Source organism: Acuticoccus sp. (genome assembly GCF_965213555.1).
In the GTDB taxonomy this organism is placed as follows: domain Bacteria; phylum Pseudomonadota; class Alphaproteobacteria; order Rhizobiales; family Amorphaceae; genus Acuticoccus.
In genome coordinates, this window is sequence record NZ_OZ243890.1 from 1,069,485 (window position 1) to 1,083,695 (window position 14,211).

Below are 14,211 nucleotides of genomic sequence, written 5' to 3' on the forward strand. Positions count from 1 at the left end.
TGGCGCCGGACCGCGTCGATCGCGATGATCGAGACGCTCACCACCGACGTCGCCCGGGCGCGGCTCGCCAAGCTGACGGGCTGGACGCTCGTCGAGGATGGCCGCGCCATCCAGCGCTCGCTGCGGTTTGCTGACTTCGGCGCGGCGTTCGCGTTCATGACGCGCGTCGCGCTCGCCGCCGAACGCATGGATCACCACCCGGACTGGTCGAACGTCTACAACCGCGTCACCATCCGCCTCACCACCCACGACGCTGGCGGCCTCACCGACCGCGACGTGGCGCTCGCAAGGTCCATCGACGAGGCGGCAGAGGGAGCAGCACGATGAGTGGGCAGGACAACGTGCGCACGGGCGAGATCCTGGGTCCCGAGCCGACGTCCGAGGACGAGGCGAAGGTCCGCAGCCGGTTCTGGCCCACGCTGAGGAAGGCGGCGCGGCACATCCCGTTCTCGCGCGAGCTCGCCGCCGCGTACTACTGCGCGCTCGACCCCGCTGTGCCGCTCAGGGTGCGCGCCACGCTCCTCGGCGCCCTGCTCTACTTCGTGACGCCGCTCGACGCCGTGCCGGACTTCATCCTTGCCATCGGCTTCGGCGACGACGTGACCGTGTTGCTCGGCGCCATCACGCTCGTCGCCGCCCACATCACCGACCGGCACCGCGAGCGCGCGGACGAAGCCCTCGCGGACTGAAGCGGTCAGTCCCGTGAGCGCGCCGCGGGCGTGTCCCACGGGCGCCGGGCGCACTCACGGCGAGCGTCGTCGGGCGTCAGCCCGATGTCGTCGAGCAGGCGAGGGTCGAGCCGCTCGAGTGAGCGGCGCTCCGACCACACGGCAAGCCACACCTGCACGGTGGACAGCGCACGCCTCCACCCGATCGACGATGGGACCGTTGTGCGTGCAAGAACGTGTTCCATGGCTCCCCTCCTGTTCACCGGCATCGTCCGCCCCCTTGATTTGCGGTGTGTCCGAGCATAATCAAAACGAAACGTTCTGATGGTGAAAATCACGGGAATTGATCGTGAGCCGTGTCCTCGACTTGTCTTCCCTCCGCAGCTTTGTCGCGATCGTCGAGCACGGCGGCGTGACCCGCGCGGCGTCCCGGCTGAACCTCACGCAGTCGGCTGTTTCCATGCAGCTGAAGCGCCTCGAGGAGGGGCTTGGCCATCCGCTGCTCGAGCGCTCCCGCCGAGCGATGACGCCGACGGCGGCTGGGGAGCAGCTGCTCTCCTACGCGCGGCGGATGCTCGATCTGAACGACGAGGTCTGGGCTCGTCTGACCGAGCGCAGCTACGAGGGGAACCTCGTGCTCGGCGCGCCGCATGACGTCGTGTACCCTTACATCCCCGAGGTGCTGCGTCACTTTGCTCGGGCCTACCCGCGGGTGAACGTCCAGCTCCAGTCCTCCTACACGCACGAGCTGAAGGCGCTGTTCGCGCGCGGCGAGGCGGACGTGATCCTGACCACCGAGGTCACGCCCGACCGCGACGCGCTCGTCCTTCAGTCCGGCCCGCTGGTGTGGATCGGCGCGCCCGGGGGGCAGGCCTGGCGCCAGCGCCCCCTGCCGCTGGCCTTCGAGAACGGCTGCATCTTCAGGCCTTGGGTGCAGCGTGCGCTGGACGACGCCGGCATCGGGTGGACGATGGCCGTCGAGTCGATGTCGATCCGCACGGTGGAGGCGATCGTCTCCGCCGACTTCGCGGTCCACGCGGGGATCGCCGACGCGACGCCGCCGCACCTCGTGGCCGTCGAGCACGCCGGTGCGCTGCCCGTACTGCCGACCACGAAGATCGCCATGTACGTCGCCGGCGGACCGAAGGCGGAACTCGCCGGCAAGCTCGCGGAGGTTATCCGGCAGAAGTGGGACGCCACGGCGGCCGTCCTAGAACCTGCACCGGCTGGGGTGGCAGGATAGTTCGCGCCGTTCAGCCTGCCTTAAACCCCAGGCGATAACCGTTGCGGCGCCGTGTCCCGCCGGGAACGGTCAAGCGTTCTGCGATCATGGACGACCCGTCACAGAGCGTGGACTTGACCCTGGAGCGCGACACCTGATTTCAGTGACCGTGCCTCGACGGACGTAAGCTAGAAAGACGCTTGACCATGCGATTCATCGCAGCACTCATTCTGTTCCTGTCGCCTCTGTCTGCCCTCGCCCAGACCCCGACGCTGCTCGAACAGTTCAGCGACTGGGAGGCGTACCGCTACGAGGGGCAGGACGGGAACGTCACCTGCTACCTCCTGTCGAAGCCCAAGACGCTCGCCCCGCCGGACCGCAACCATGGTGACGTGTTCTTCTTCCTCACCACACGGCCGGCCGAGGAAGTCACGCACGAGGCGAGCGTCCTCGTCGGCTACCCGTTCGCCCCGGACTCCAACGTCGTCGTCGACATCGATGGTCAGGAGTTCCAGCTGTTCACCAAGGACGACGGTGCCTGGGTCGAGTCGCCGGCGGACGAGGCGCAGCTCCTGGTGGCGATGCGCGCCGGCAGCCGGATGACCGTGCGCGGCACCTCCGCCCGGGGGACGGAGACGAGCTACACCTTCTCGCTCTCCGGCGTGACGGCCGGATCGAACCGCATCGCGTCGGGCTGCGACGCCTGACGTGGCCAACCTCGCCCTCCTCAACCGGCGTGCTCCGACCGCGGCCGTTGCGCCGCTGGTCCGCGCGGCGTCGGCGGAGCGCGAGCCTCAGCTCATCGGCGCCAGTCGCGAGGAGCTCGCCGGCTACCTTGCGGCGATGGGTGTGTCGGAGCGGCAGGTCGCGATGCGCGTCGCCCAGATCTGGCACTGGCTCTACGTGCGCGGGGTCACCGACGTCTCGGCGATGGCGAACGTGTCGGCCCCGGTGCGTGATGCGCTGTTCGAGCGCCTGCCCGTGGGTTCCGCCACCATGGTGGCCGAGGAGGTCTCCCGCGACGGCACGCGCAAGTGGCTGCTGCGCTTCCCGGACCGCGGCGCCGGCCGCCCGGTGGAGGTCGAGACGGTCTACATCCCCGAGGAGGGCCGTGGCACGCTGTGCGTGTCGTCCCAGGTGGGCTGCACGCTGAACTGCACGTTCTGCCACACCGGCACCCAGCGCATGGTGCGGAACCTCACGGCCGGCGAGATCGTCGAGCAGGTGGTGTTCGCGCGCCGCCGGCTGGGGGACTTCAACGGCGCCGAGCGCTCGGCCGGCGGACCCACCGCAGGTCGCATGGTCACCAACGTCGTCCTCATGGGGATGGGCGAGCCGCTCTACAACTTCGACAACGTGAAGGCGGCGATGGCCGTGGTGGCGGACGGTGATGGCCTGTCGCTCTCGAGGCGGCGCATCACCCTGTCCACCTCGGGCGTCGTGCCGCTCATCCCCCGCGTCGGAGCGGAGATGGGCGTGCTCCTCGCCATCTCGCTGCATGCGGTGCGCGACGAGCTCCGCGACGTCCTCGTTCCGCTCAACCGCAAGTACCCGATCAGTGCGCTGATGGACGCCTGCCGCGCCTACCCGGGCCTGTCCAACGCGCGGCGCATCACCTTCGAGTACGTGATGTTGAAGGGGATCAACGACGGTCCTGCCGACGCGCGCGCGCTGGTGGAGCTCATCCGCGGCATCCCGGCCAAGATCAACCTCATCCCGTTCAACCCGTGGCCGGGGGCGCCGTACGAGTGTTCGGCTTGGGAGACGATCGAGGTGTTCGCCGACGTCGTCAACCGCGCCGGCTACGCCTCGCCGGTACGAACGCCACGGGGCCAGGACATCCTGGCTGCGTGTGGGCAGCTGCGCTCGACGTCGCAGAAGCTGTCGGCCCGTGAGAGGCGGGCGACGGCGCCGTGAACGCGGTCTGGGCCTCCCTCGCCCAACTCATCATGATCTCCATCGCGTACCCGGCGGCATGCCTTGCGGCGGCGACGTTCGCCGTCGTCGCGATCCTCGGCATCGACCCGGCGGAGCTCGGCGAGGCGACCTGGCCTCAGCTCGTGGAGATCGCGATCTACCTCGCCACGACGACGCTTCGGGCGCTGACGTCGGCGTTCTGGCCCGCGCTGGTCGCCGCAGCTCTGGCCGAAGGGCTCAAGGTGCGCGGCCTCGTGCCCTACCTCGTCGCGGGGTGCGTCGTCGGCCTCGTCCGCGCGCTTCCCATCGCGGCGTCGATGTCGGGCGAGGCGGCGCCGCCCCTCGATGGCGCGGCGGTTCAGCTGTCGGTGGCAGGCGGCGCCGTCGGCGGCTTCGTCTACTGGCTGATCGCCGGACGCAGCGCTGGCCGCTGGCTCGAGCTGCGCTGGTTCGAAGAGCATCGCTGGCGCTAGCTGGCTGCCGAGGATGGACGGCCGACGCGGGTGCGGTCGGTCGGCGGAGCGGGTGGTCGGCCTCGTGAGAGCGGTGGTGCAGCTCAGCGCGATGCTGCGGCAAGGCGACAGGCGGACGGGCAGTGCCGCGGCGGCCGGGAGCATTGCCGTCGCCTCGGGCTCGATCGCGCGCTGGTACCCTGTGCCAACCCATCGCGGTGCCCTAAGAGGACGCGTCACCGATCGGAGCGGTCTCGCGTCGAGCGGTTTGGGGTTAGTTGGAACCACCCAACCCCACGAAGACTGCCCCCAATCCGGCGACGTTGCGCCGTCCACGGCCATCCGCTGGCATGAGGGATGGCGCCTCACCGGCTCGTGCCGAGCCAAGCGGCAAGGCGGCGACCCTTGGTCCCCTGTCACCGAGGCCCACGCCGAGCGGATCCTGGCGATCCTCGTTAAGACCGGCGACGTCACGCTGAGCGGGGCGCATGGTTCGACCGCCAGGGCGAACCTTAGCCGGAGCGGCTGATCTTCATCGACGAGACGGGGGCGTCCAGGAGGATGGCGCGCACCCATGGCCGCTGCCAGCGGGGCGAGCGGTCGCGCATGGCGCTGCCGCATGGCCGCTGGAAGACGACGACGCTGGTTGCGGGGCTAGCGTCAAAGGAGATCGCGGCGCCGATGGTGCTCGACCGGGTCATCATCGGGTGCCCGTTCCAAGCCTACATTGAGACCTTCCTGGTGCCTGCGCTCACGCCCGGTGATGTGGTCGTCATCCACAACCTCGCCAGCCCGCGACGCATTCGAAGGGGCTTCGTCACAGCGGCGGCTTCACATCGGCCAGCGTGACGACGGTCGGAACACAGTTGCCCGCCATCGCGCCGTCGATCGGCCGCTCATTGTCCACGAGACGCGACGCAAGACTTCATCATCAAGGCAAGCTCGACTTTACTGCGCAACAGGAGATGATGTCAGTCTGCTCGATCGTCTGACGATCCGATGGCTCGGACAGAGCGTTGCTCGAAGCAGCGTTTCCAACGGGAGCGACGCCCGTTAGAGCCTGCCTCTCTCAGTTTGGCGCATATCCGGCGGCGTTGAGGTAGTTTCGCGCATGGTGCGGGGTCACGTGGTCGATGACCTCGCCGATCCGATCCCAGAGGCCGGGGACGGTGCGCTCTGCGGCTCGCCTGAGGTTCGCTTTGATTTGCGAGAAGGCGTTCTCGCCGGGCTGAAGCCGGGACCGTAGGGCGGAAGGAAGCGCAGCTTGGCCCCCGCGGCCTCGATCAGGTCGCGGACCCTGCAGCTTTTGTGGCTGCCCAGTTTGTCCATGACGACGATGTCGCCCGGCGTCAGAACCGGCACCAGCACCTGTTCCACATGGGCCTCGAACCAGACGCCATTGATGGCGCGGGCAGAACCATCGGGGCCACAATGCCCTTCAGCGAAGGCCCAGCCACCAGGGTCGTCGTCTTCCAATGACCATGAGGAAGCGCCATGCCCAGCCTCTCGCCCCGCGGCGCCCGGCCATGGGTCAGGGCCATCTTCGTGCTCGTCGAGGTCTCGTCGATGAAGATCAGCCGCTCCGGATCGATGTCGAGCTGGGCGTCGAACCAGGCCTGTCGGCGCCTCAGGATGTCGGGTCGATCCTGTTGCGCAGCGTGGCCGGTCTTTTTTTGCGCGTCATCCGGTGCCGATGGAGGAAGCGCCCCAGGCGCCCCAGCGCCCCAGCGCCCCAGCGCCCCAGCGCCGCCGCCGACACCGACCGGCCGCGCCGGGCGAGCTCGGCCCTCAACTCACGCAACGTGATGTCGGCCTCGGCATCGAGAACGGCGAAGATCGCCTCGCGATGGGCTCGACTGCGGTGGGACCAGCCGCTTGGGTGCGAATGACCCGTTCCGGCACCATGCACGATGCCAGCGGATCGCACTCGAGCCGCCGGCATCGAACCGCGCTGCCGCCTGACGACAGGACAGACCATCTTCAATGGCTTGGACGACCCGATGACGAAGGCAGCATCGCGAACCATGTTCGCGCCGCTCAGGGAGTCCTCCCAACGAGTCACACCGACAGAGACACGCTCTAGGCGAGGTGCGACCCGTAGGCTCAGCCCGCTCGCCCAAGGTGTCGGCGATCCCACGATCGGGCTGTTGCGGCTTGCGCAGGAGGGCCTTCAGTTCGGCATAAACGACCTCGATCGGATCGAGGTCGGGGCGGTAAGGCGGCAGGTACAGGACACTGGTGCCGTCCGCCGCGATCGCGCACGCCGGCGACCTTGCGCCTTGCGGGTGGCAAGGTTGTCCGTCGCCACGACGTCGCCCGGCGAGGGCGCCGGCGCGAGGAACGGCTCGGCGTAGGCGAGGAACTTTCGGCCCGTCATCGGCCCGGCGAGGACGAGCGGCGCGACGATCCCCGACGCCCGAAGGCCGGCGACGAACGTCGTAGTTTCCCAGTGCTCTAGGCGTGTGATCGACGGCCCGCTCGGACTTCGGTGGCCGGCCGGTCCGGCGGACCATGGTGGACGCTCCAGTCTCGTCGAGGAAGACGAGGCGGTCCGGGTCCCGGAAGCGCTGGAAGCCCTGGAAGCCTCGCCAGCGCCGACGAGCCTTCGCGACGTCGGAGCGCTCCTGCTCGGCCGCCCTCAGCGACTTTTATGTCTCAGCCGAGCCGCTGCAGCATCGACCAGACCGCCCACAACGACACCGCCGGTCCGCCGCGTGCGATGATGGCTTCCTCTGAGCTCGGTAAGCATGATGCTACCGTTGCGGGCCACCAGCCCTCCGATGGTCGCCTCGTGCGCGCGAGAAGCAGCTTGCGGTCCCCGCCGATCGCTCCGGCACGACGCTCCCCGTCGCCCGGACGCACTGCACGGGTTTGGCGATCCTCGACGGGCCGACATCGAAGCGCGCTGGCACCTGGCGGGCCGACGCTCCGGCATCGACAGCCGTGCCGAGGAAGATCCTCGGATCGTCTCACAGCAGCGCCATCGTCGGCCCCCCGAACCCGATGCCGCCAACTCCAGGATCCGATTTGCTCGATCCTCCGCAAGCCGAAACTGCTCCTAGCGCGCTTTCCCTGTCGGCACTGGGATACCACTTCGTAGGGCGCATTGGACGAGCAACCGAGCTTACAGCAAGGATCGCCGCGCCCGCGGGAATGCAGCCTTCGACGCAGGGGGGGACCCGGCGGAGATGGGCGCCAAGCGGTTCGAGGTCAGCGTCGCGCGCATCTACAAACGTCGATGCGGCACCGACAGACCGGCGATCCCATGGCCTCAACGACGCAGCAAGCCGCCACGCAAGCTCGCGCCGACGTTCACGGCCTCCATGACCGGCAACCACGACGCGACCCCCTTTGACCTGCGGCGGTACCCTCGGCAGGCGCTTGGCTCAACGTCTTGCTCCATGCGGTGTGGTACACGGTGCGCCGGCTCGACCTCACCCCGAAAGGAGGCCTGCGCGCCGCCGAGCAGCGTCGGCTCCGACGAGGCGCAAGAACGCGAGCGCTGGCAGCTGCGGCAACGCTCCCTCGCCACAGAAGCCTTACTCTTCACCGATGAGATCAGCGCCAACACCCAGAAGGCACGGCATTATGGCTGGGTGCAGCGTGGCGCACGCGTGGTCGGCGCCGTGCCGCACGGTCACCGGCGCACGGACGCCCTCGCTGCGGGCTTACGAGACCGCCTCGTCGCGCCACTGTCCTGTCCGGGCCGATGGCAGGGCCGGCCTTCGTCGCCATACTGAAAAGTTCCTCGCCCCAGCGCCTGCGGCGAGCTGCGTCGTCGTCATCGACAACCTCGCTGCCCACTAGGTCGCCGAGGTCCGCCGATCGGTGCGGCCGGCGGCACCGTCATGTCCCTTCCGCTCTACTCACCCGACTTCCGACCCGATCCAGACGGCGTTCGCCCAAGGCTCAAGGTAATGCTTCGGAACCACCGCGCCCACCGCGGGCAGGATCTGCGGCCCGCCATCGACAACCTCACGTAGGCTTCGATCCCGACGAATGCCGACGTTGCATCAAGCACTCTGGATCCTTGAGGTCCCGGGGGAGCCGGTGGAGCGTCGCGTCTCCTTCGGAAGGGTGCCGATGTGCGGTTCGCGTGCGCCAACGTCCACATCGCCGCGACCGTGGTGCACCATGAGGCCGCGCTTGGCGCTTCGGCTCAATTGGTCCACGAAAGTGGGGCTTTATGCGGAGCTCGTGACCGGGGAGACGACGCTCGCCTCCGCGGGCTAGGCCATGGCCGAGGCCAACGGCGTTGCCATCCGGCCGAAGCGAAGCACGCAGACCGTGGCAGGCTTTAAGGTCGCCTCGGTGACCAATGACGCTAGTGCCACGCCCGCGCGGCGCGCGGGCGCCTCGGCAGTTGCTGAGCCGGCCGTGAAGCCGTCGGGACAGACGGTGGCCTGCGTGCGCGACGTCAACGGCTGCCTCGTCGAGCTGGACTGCCCCAAGGTCGATCGCATCGCTCCCAACCAACGCGCCGGCGCACGTCATCCGAGCCCGCGAAACCCAGCGGCGCGACCGCCTCAGGCGCTGGCGGCAAGCGCCGGCGGCTCGGCCGAGGCGCCGGTCCACAGGTCGAGGAAGCGGTCCAGCCAGTCGCGCACAGCACCGTCGTAGATGGCGCGGCCGGCAAAGTGGTCCCGCCGCTTGCGCGCGCCGGGCAGCTGCATGCGCTCGTGGGCGCGCGTCGTCCAGCGGTGCAGCATGGCGAGCGTGATCTCGGGATGGAACTGGACGCCGTACGCCGCGTCGCTCACGCGGAACGCCTGCTCCTCGTAGTGCTCGCCCTTGGCGAGGAGGTCGGTGCCGGGCGGCAGGCGGAAGCCCTCACGGTGCCACTGGTAGACCTTCTTCGGCCAAGTCATCAGCTGCTCGCCGGAGGAGGTCGGCATCAGGTCGTAGTAGCCGATCTCCACCTGACCGTCGGGGTGCCCGCCCACGGTGCCGCCGATCGCCTTGGCGAGCATCTGCGCGCCGAGGCAGATGCCGAGGAAGGGCGTGCCCTCCCGCAGGGGAACGTCGATGAAGTCGATCTCGCGCCGGATGAAGGCGTCCACATCGTTCGCGCTCATCGGGCCGCCGAAGATGACGACGCCGGCATGTTCGGCGGTGGTCTGCGGCAGCGTGTCGCCCAGCGCGGGGCGGCGGATGTCGAGCGGGTAACCCCGGGCGGTGAGGAACTGACCGACGCGGCCCGGCGTGGAGTGCGCCTGGTGCAGCACGATCAGGATCGGGCGCTCGCGCGCGCCGACGGGCGTCGGGCTCGAGGGAGAGTGGACCATGGCCCTGATGTTACCAAATCGGAGGGCCGACGGCCAGCGACCACCATGGGTCGATGCAAGGCTCGCGAAGGCCTTGCGACGACCCCACCTGCCCGCGGCTCATTCGCTCGCGCCCTCGCCACGCGCCGCACGCCGATCCTCGATGCGCTTGCGGATGGTCACGCGATCGCGGGTCGACACGCCGATGAGCTCGGCCACGCGCCACACGACGTTGTCCTCGAACTCGGAGACCACGCCGTCCGCGTAAACGATCTCCCACATCAGCGCGACGACCTCCTGCCGGCCCGCGTCGTCGAGCTCGCGCTTCAGCACCGACGTGAACCCGTAGAGGTCGACCGCGTCGTCGTCGCGTTGCGTCGCCTCGGCGACGAGCGCCTCGGTCTCGCTGGGCGAAAGCGCGTAGTGCGCGCCGAGGACCTCGCGCAGCCGACGCTTCTCGTCGCCCGTCACCACCCCGTCGACGGCGATGATGTGGACGAGGATCGCTGCCACCGACAGTCGCGGATCGGCCACGGAGTAACCGTCCTCGCCCTCGCCGGCATGGGACAGCCGCCCTATCCAGTCGCTGATGGCCTGCAACACGGCCCCCTCCTTCGCGCTTCGACGCCGAACATCCCCCGATATGTGGCGGCGGCGTGGTGGCGCCAGCGAACCTGCGCTCGAACGAGGCGATGAGCCCCTCAGCCGAGCGGCCACCCATCACATGTTCGTTGGTTCGACGCGAGCGCCGGTCAATGCGTCGCACGCCAGCCTATGTTTCGACGGCGCGCTCGAACAGCGTCGCGAGCAACCGGCGCAGGGCCGCAGCCAACCCCTCGGAGGACCCATGAACCGCATCGTCATCGCCGCCGCCGCGGCGCTTGCCTCGACCGCCGCGTCCGCCGGCGAGCAGTACGTCAACGAGTCGGGCTTCGCCAACGCGGGCCACGACGTCGTCGCCTACTTCGACCTCGTGCAGGCGCCGGTGGGCACGGCGCAGCCCGCCGCCATCCCCGGCACCAAGGAGTTCACCGCCGAGCACAACGGCGCAACGTTCGCCTTCGCCAGCGCCGAGAACCTCGCCCGCTTCGAGGCCGACCCGAACCGCTACGCGCCGCAGTACGACGGGCACTGCGCCTACGGCGTCGCCAAGGGCGGCAAGGTGCCCGGCAACCCGGACCTGTGGCGCATCGTCGATGGCAAGCTCTACCTCAACATCACCGAGAACGTCGTGGGCTTCTGGGAGGAGGACATCGACGGCAACCTCACCCTTTCGGAGGCGAACTGGCAGGAGATCGAGCCGTCCCCGTCCTCCGACCGTGCGATCCCGCAGTTCGACGCCGCCGAGGCGCCGCGGGGTTAAAGCAAGCGCGGCGGTGCGAACGCGTCGAAGGGGGCAAACCCCGCGGTGCTGAGGCGCACGGCAAGCCCTTCGAGGCGGGCGGAGGAGCGGGACAGAAGCGTGAGGCGGTCCGCCTCGCCGGTCACCGGGTCGCGCGCCACCACGCCGAGCCCGCGCCACAGCGGGGCAGCCGCGCGCCAGCGTGTCACGATGTCCGGCCCGTAGACGCGCCAGTGTCCGTGCTTGTCGGCCCGCGCCCTGCCGTACTCTGTCGTCGCGCCGACGCGCAGGAGGTCGGGCACCGCAAGCACGACGACGCCGCACGGGGCGGATAGGCGGTCGAGCTCACGGAGGGCGGCAAGGTCGTCCTCCACGTGCTCAAGGACGTGGCTCGCCATGACGAGGTCGTAGGCCCCGTTCGGCCGGTCGACGCGCTCCATGTCGAGGTGGTTCTCGCCGCCGAACGTCGACAGCTCGAAGCCCGCGAGCCCCTCCCGCGGCAGCGCGGGGTCGGGGCTGAACTGCAGCGCGCGAGCCCCTCCGAGTTCGGCGACGACCGCGACGAGCGCAAGACGCATGGCCCGGTGACGTTCCAGCGAGCCGCACCCCCGGCAGCGCGGCGCCAGCCCCGCCGGCGAGGCGCGCCCCTTGGGTCCGGCCTCGAACGTCGTACCCGCGCAGATCGGGCACGCCGCTTGTGAAGCGTTGGGTCCGTTGCCTAGTGTGGTCACCGACGAGGCGGCGGGGTGCGGAGCGAGCGAGGGCTGTGGAGCTGTCCGGAGAGAAGGTGGTGAAGGCCCCGCAGGCGCAGGTCCATGCCGCCCTTCACGACGCGACGGTGCTGCGTCGCGCGCTGCCCGGGCTCCGATCCCTCGCCAAGGTGGACGCCCATCGGTCCCGCATCCTTGCAGCGTTGAAGGTCGGTCCCCAGCGCCTCGCGCTCGACGCCACGGTCGAGGTGTACAACGAGGATGGGTCGGCGGGATACTCCCTGCGCATGCAGGTCGACGCGGGTTCCGCCGGGAGCGCCACCGGCAACGCCCACGTCGCCCTCGCCGCCATCGACGCCGGCGCAACCAACCTCGCCTACCACGTGACGGCCGAGCTTGCCGGAGAGCTCGCCGCCCTCGACGTGAAGCGTCGCGACGCCCTGGCACGGACGCTGGCGACGGAGTTCTTCTCGCGCCTCGAGGCGTCGATGGCGACGGCCCCGGCGCCGCCTCCGTCGGTGCAGGGCTCCGCGACGAAGGAGCCCGCCCGCGCGGTGGTCGCCCTCGCGGACGCGGCACGAGCCGGCGAGGGCCGCCGCGAGGAACCGCCGATCGAGCCTCGCCGGGGTCCGGTCCGGCCCGACGCCGCGCCGGAGCATCGCCGCCCCGAGCCGCTCGGCGCCGACGAGGCCGACGTTCCCGCCCTCGAGCGCCCCAGCACGGTGCCTCCGGGGGCCGTCGTCCCCGCGGGGCGTCGCGGCATCGGGCGATGGATCGGCGTCGCCGTCGGCCTCGCGCTCATCGCCGCGCTCCTCGCCGACGGCTTCTGAGGCGCGACTAGCGAGGCGGGGCGGCGGCCTCAGCGTCGCCGCCTACCGTCGCACCGGCGGCGGGCGCTTCGTCGTCGCGGGCCGACACGTCCGCGTCGCGCTCGAAGGTGATCTGCGACGTGGTGACGTCGACCCCGTCCTCCATCCGATCCACCGTGGTGATCGTGAACGTCCGGCCATCGCTCGGCGTGATCGTCATCAGCGCGACGTCGTCGCCGTTGATCTCCCGCTCGAACGTCATGTGGAGGACGATGGAGCCGTCCTCGGCCCGCGCCCCCTCTAGCGCGGCGACGCCGGCGTTGGAACCCGTGTAGGTGCCGCTGTAGCGTGGTCCCTCGCGCACGATGCTGGCGCCGATGGCGCGCTTGAGGACGAGCATGGCGCGGCATTCGCCCTCGAAGCCGAGGTCGTCGCCGTCCTGGTCCCCGTTGATCGCGCAGCGCACCTTCATCGGGCGCGCCTCGGCGTCGCGCTGGACGAAGCCGGTGCCTGACCAGGCGCCGCTGATGTCGGCGATCCGCGGCTCGCTCGCCGCAGCCGGCGAGGCCAGTGCACCGAGGGTGATCGCTGCAGCGACCGTCGTTGCGTACCTCATCGTTCTCCCATCATCGGTTGTTGGGACGGTGCAGGATCGCACCATCGTCGACGTAGAGCGGACCGCCGCCATAGCGACCCGAGGCGCTCGACCGTCGCGTCGGCTGACGGCTTCGGCTGGCGGGCGCACGGGACGCGATGCTTCCGGCTTGCCAGCCCATGGTCCGGCTGATAGCTCGGATCGCGACGCAGCGTTCCCACGACGGAACTGTAAGCGATCGCGGTGAGGCCGACCCAAGCCGGGGGCCGACCCCGTGGCTGCCGGATCGTGGACGGGTTCCCGTCCTCGGGTCGCGCTCCGTCCGCAGCATCGGAGTGACATCATGCGACCCGTCCTGACAACCGTCCTCGCCGCGCCGTCGAGCCTCGTCGCGACCCTCGCGGCCGCCCACCCGGGGCACATGGAGGAGGTCGCTGGCCATACGCACTACGGCGAGGTCGCCGCGATGGCCGCCGTCGCCGTCCTCTGCGGCCTCGCGATCATCGGCTTCATGCGCCTTAAGGGGCGGTGAACGACGCCATCGGCGTCCTCGTTTGCGGCCACGGGTCGCGCTCGAGGGCGGCGGTCGAGGAGTTCGCCACCCTCGCGGCGGCGCTCGCGGAGCGGCTGCCCGAGTGGCCGGTGGAGCACGGCTACCTCGAGTTCGCCAACCCCGTGCTGCGTGACGGGCTGGACGCGCTACGCGAGCGTGGGGCGACGCGCATCCTCGCGGTGCCTGGGATGCTGTTCGCCGCCGCGCACGCCAAGAACGACATCCCCTCCGTGCTCAACGCCTACGCGGCCGAGCATGGCGTGCGCGTGGACTACGGCCGCGAGCTCGGCGTCGATGCCAAGATGCTGCGCGCCGCCGGCGACCGCGTGCGCGACGCGCTCGGGGCGCTCGACGCGGCGCACGGGCCGGCTCCGGCGTCCGACACCTGCCTCGTCGTCGTCGGCCGCGGCGCGTCCGACCCCGACGCCAACGCCAACGTCGCGAAGGTTGCGCGGCTCCTCTGGGAGGGGTTCGGCTTCGGCTGGTGCGAGATCGCCTACTCGGGCGTGACCTTCCCCCTCGTCGAGCCATGCCTCGAGAAGGTCGCCAAGCTCGGCTTCGCGCGCGTGATCGTCTTCCCCTACTTCCTGTTCAGCGGCGTCCTCATCGACCGCATCTACGGCTTCACCGACGCGGTGGCCGCGCGCCATCCGGGCATCGCCTTCGTCAAGGCGGCCTA

General features: G+C 70.0%; 15 protein-coding genes and 2 pseudogenes. 11 read left to right on the plus strand and 6 right to left on the minus strand.

Annotated elements, in window-relative coordinates; translation table 11 throughout:
• Positions 1-24: 24 nt before the first annotated feature.
• Positions 25-327, plus strand: coding sequence for a 4a-hydroxytetrahydrobiopterin dehydratase (locus ACOOE8_RS05220; protein ID WP_420393790.1), 303 nt, complete (start codon positions 25-27; stop codon positions 325-327).
• Positions 324-689 carry a YkvA family protein gene (locus tag ACOOE8_RS05225; RefSeq protein ID WP_420393791.1) on the plus strand — a complete coding sequence of 122 codons (366 nt, stop codon included), beginning with the start codon at positions 324-326 and terminating at the stop codon, positions 687-689. The genes ACOOE8_RS05220 and ACOOE8_RS05225 overlap by 4 nt, the downstream gene beginning before the upstream one ends.
• A 5-nt stretch (positions 690-694) precedes the next feature.
• Here ACOOE8_RS05225 and ACOOE8_RS05230 read toward each other — a convergent pair whose 3' ends face one another.
• Positions 695-913, minus strand: a complete 219-nt coding sequence (locus tag ACOOE8_RS05230) for a DUF1127 domain-containing protein (RefSeq protein ID WP_420393792.1) — start codon at positions 911-913, stop codon at positions 695-697.
• A 167-nt stretch (positions 914-1,080) separates the two neighbouring features.
• Between ACOOE8_RS05230 and ACOOE8_RS05235 the strand changes: the two genes are divergently transcribed.
• The 5 genes from ACOOE8_RS05235 to ACOOE8_RS05255 all read left to right on the plus strand — a co-directional run bounded on the left by ACOOE8_RS05235 (position 1,081) and on the right by ACOOE8_RS05255 (position 5,108).
• Positions 1,081-1,911, plus strand: a complete 831-nt coding sequence (locus ACOOE8_RS05235; RefSeq protein WP_420393793.1) for a LysR family transcriptional regulator — start codon at positions 1,081-1,083, stop codon at positions 1,909-1,911.
• Between the two features lie 185 nt (positions 1,912-2,096).
• Positions 2,097-2,597, plus strand: coding sequence for an invasion associated locus B family protein (locus ACOOE8_RS05240; RefSeq protein ID WP_420393794.1), 501 nt, complete (start codon positions 2,097-2,099; stop codon positions 2,595-2,597).
• Position 2,598: 1 nt separating this feature from the next.
• Positions 2,599-3,807: a 23S rRNA (adenine(2503)-C(2))-methyltransferase RlmN gene (gene rlmN, locus ACOOE8_RS05245; RefSeq protein WP_420393795.1), complete on the plus strand. Its 1,209-nt coding sequence runs from the start codon at positions 2,599-2,601 to the stop codon at positions 3,805-3,807.
• Entirely contained in the window at positions 3,804-4,280 is a 477-nt protein-coding gene (locus tag ACOOE8_RS05250) for a hypothetical protein (protein ID WP_420393796.1), read from the plus strand. The genes rlmN and ACOOE8_RS05250 overlap by 4 nt, the downstream gene beginning before the upstream one ends.
• Before the next feature lie 540 nt (positions 4,281-4,820).
• Entirely contained in the window at positions 4,821-5,108 is a 288-nt protein-coding gene (locus ACOOE8_RS05255; protein ID WP_420393797.1) for a hypothetical protein, read from the plus strand.
• A 220-nt stretch (positions 5,109-5,328) separates the two neighbouring features.
• Here ACOOE8_RS05255 and ACOOE8_RS05260 read toward each other — a convergent pair.
• From ACOOE8_RS05260 to ACOOE8_RS05270, 3 genes and pseudogenes are all read right to left on the minus strand, one after another.
• Positions 5,329-6,313: pseudogene (locus tag ACOOE8_RS05260) on the minus strand (IS630 family transposase).
• A 2,472-nt stretch (positions 6,314-8,785) separates the two neighbouring features.
• Complete coding sequence (locus ACOOE8_RS05265; RefSeq protein ID WP_420393798.1) at positions 8,786-9,544, minus strand: glutamine amidotransferase; 759 nt, start codon at positions 9,542-9,544, stop codon at positions 8,786-8,788.
• Between the two features lie 99 nt (positions 9,545-9,643).
• The gene (locus ACOOE8_RS05270; protein ID WP_420393799.1) at positions 9,644-10,126 is read right to left on the minus strand and encodes a TerB family tellurite resistance protein; all 483 of its coding nucleotides are present in this window, start codon (positions 10,124-10,126) and stop codon (positions 9,644-9,646) included.
• A 244-nt stretch (positions 10,127-10,370) separates the two neighbouring features.
• Between ACOOE8_RS05270 and ACOOE8_RS05275 the strand changes: the two genes are divergently transcribed.
• Complete coding sequence (locus ACOOE8_RS05275) at positions 10,371-10,886, plus strand: YHS domain-containing (seleno)protein (protein ID WP_420393800.1); 516 nt, start codon at positions 10,371-10,373, stop codon at positions 10,884-10,886.
• Here ACOOE8_RS05275 and ACOOE8_RS05280 read toward each other — a convergent pair.
• Entirely contained in the window at positions 10,883-11,443 is a 561-nt protein-coding gene (locus tag ACOOE8_RS05280; protein ID WP_420393801.1) for a class I SAM-dependent methyltransferase, read from the minus strand. The genes ACOOE8_RS05275 and ACOOE8_RS05280 overlap by 4 nt on opposite strands.
• 188 nt (positions 11,444-11,631) lie before the next feature.
• On the opposite strand from ACOOE8_RS05280, the gene ACOOE8_RS05285 reads away from it, so the two are divergent.
• A complete protein-coding gene (locus ACOOE8_RS05285) occupies positions 11,632-12,405 on the plus strand; it encodes an SRPBCC domain-containing protein (protein WP_420393802.1) in 774 nt (257 codons plus the stop codon).
• Positions 12,406-12,412: 7 nt separating this feature from the next.
• Here the strand turns inward: ACOOE8_RS05285 and ACOOE8_RS05290 are convergent, their stop codons facing one another.
• A complete protein-coding gene (locus ACOOE8_RS05290) occupies positions 12,413-13,000 on the minus strand; it encodes a hypothetical protein (protein ID WP_420393803.1) in 588 nt (195 codons plus the stop codon).
• Positions 13,001-13,322: 322 nt separating this feature from the next.
• On the opposite strand from ACOOE8_RS05290, the gene ACOOE8_RS05295 reads away from it, so the two are divergent.
• The gene (locus tag ACOOE8_RS05295; protein ID WP_420393804.1) at positions 13,323-13,511 is read left to right on the plus strand and encodes a DUF6732 family protein; all 189 of its coding nucleotides are present in this window, start codon (positions 13,323-13,325) and stop codon (positions 13,509-13,511) included.
• Positions 13,508-14,188: pseudogene (locus ACOOE8_RS05300) on the plus strand (sirohydrochlorin chelatase); the annotation flags it as partial. The gene ACOOE8_RS05295 and the pseudogene ACOOE8_RS05300, both read left to right, overlap by 4 nt.
• Between the last annotated feature and the right edge of the window lie 23 nt (positions 14,189-14,211).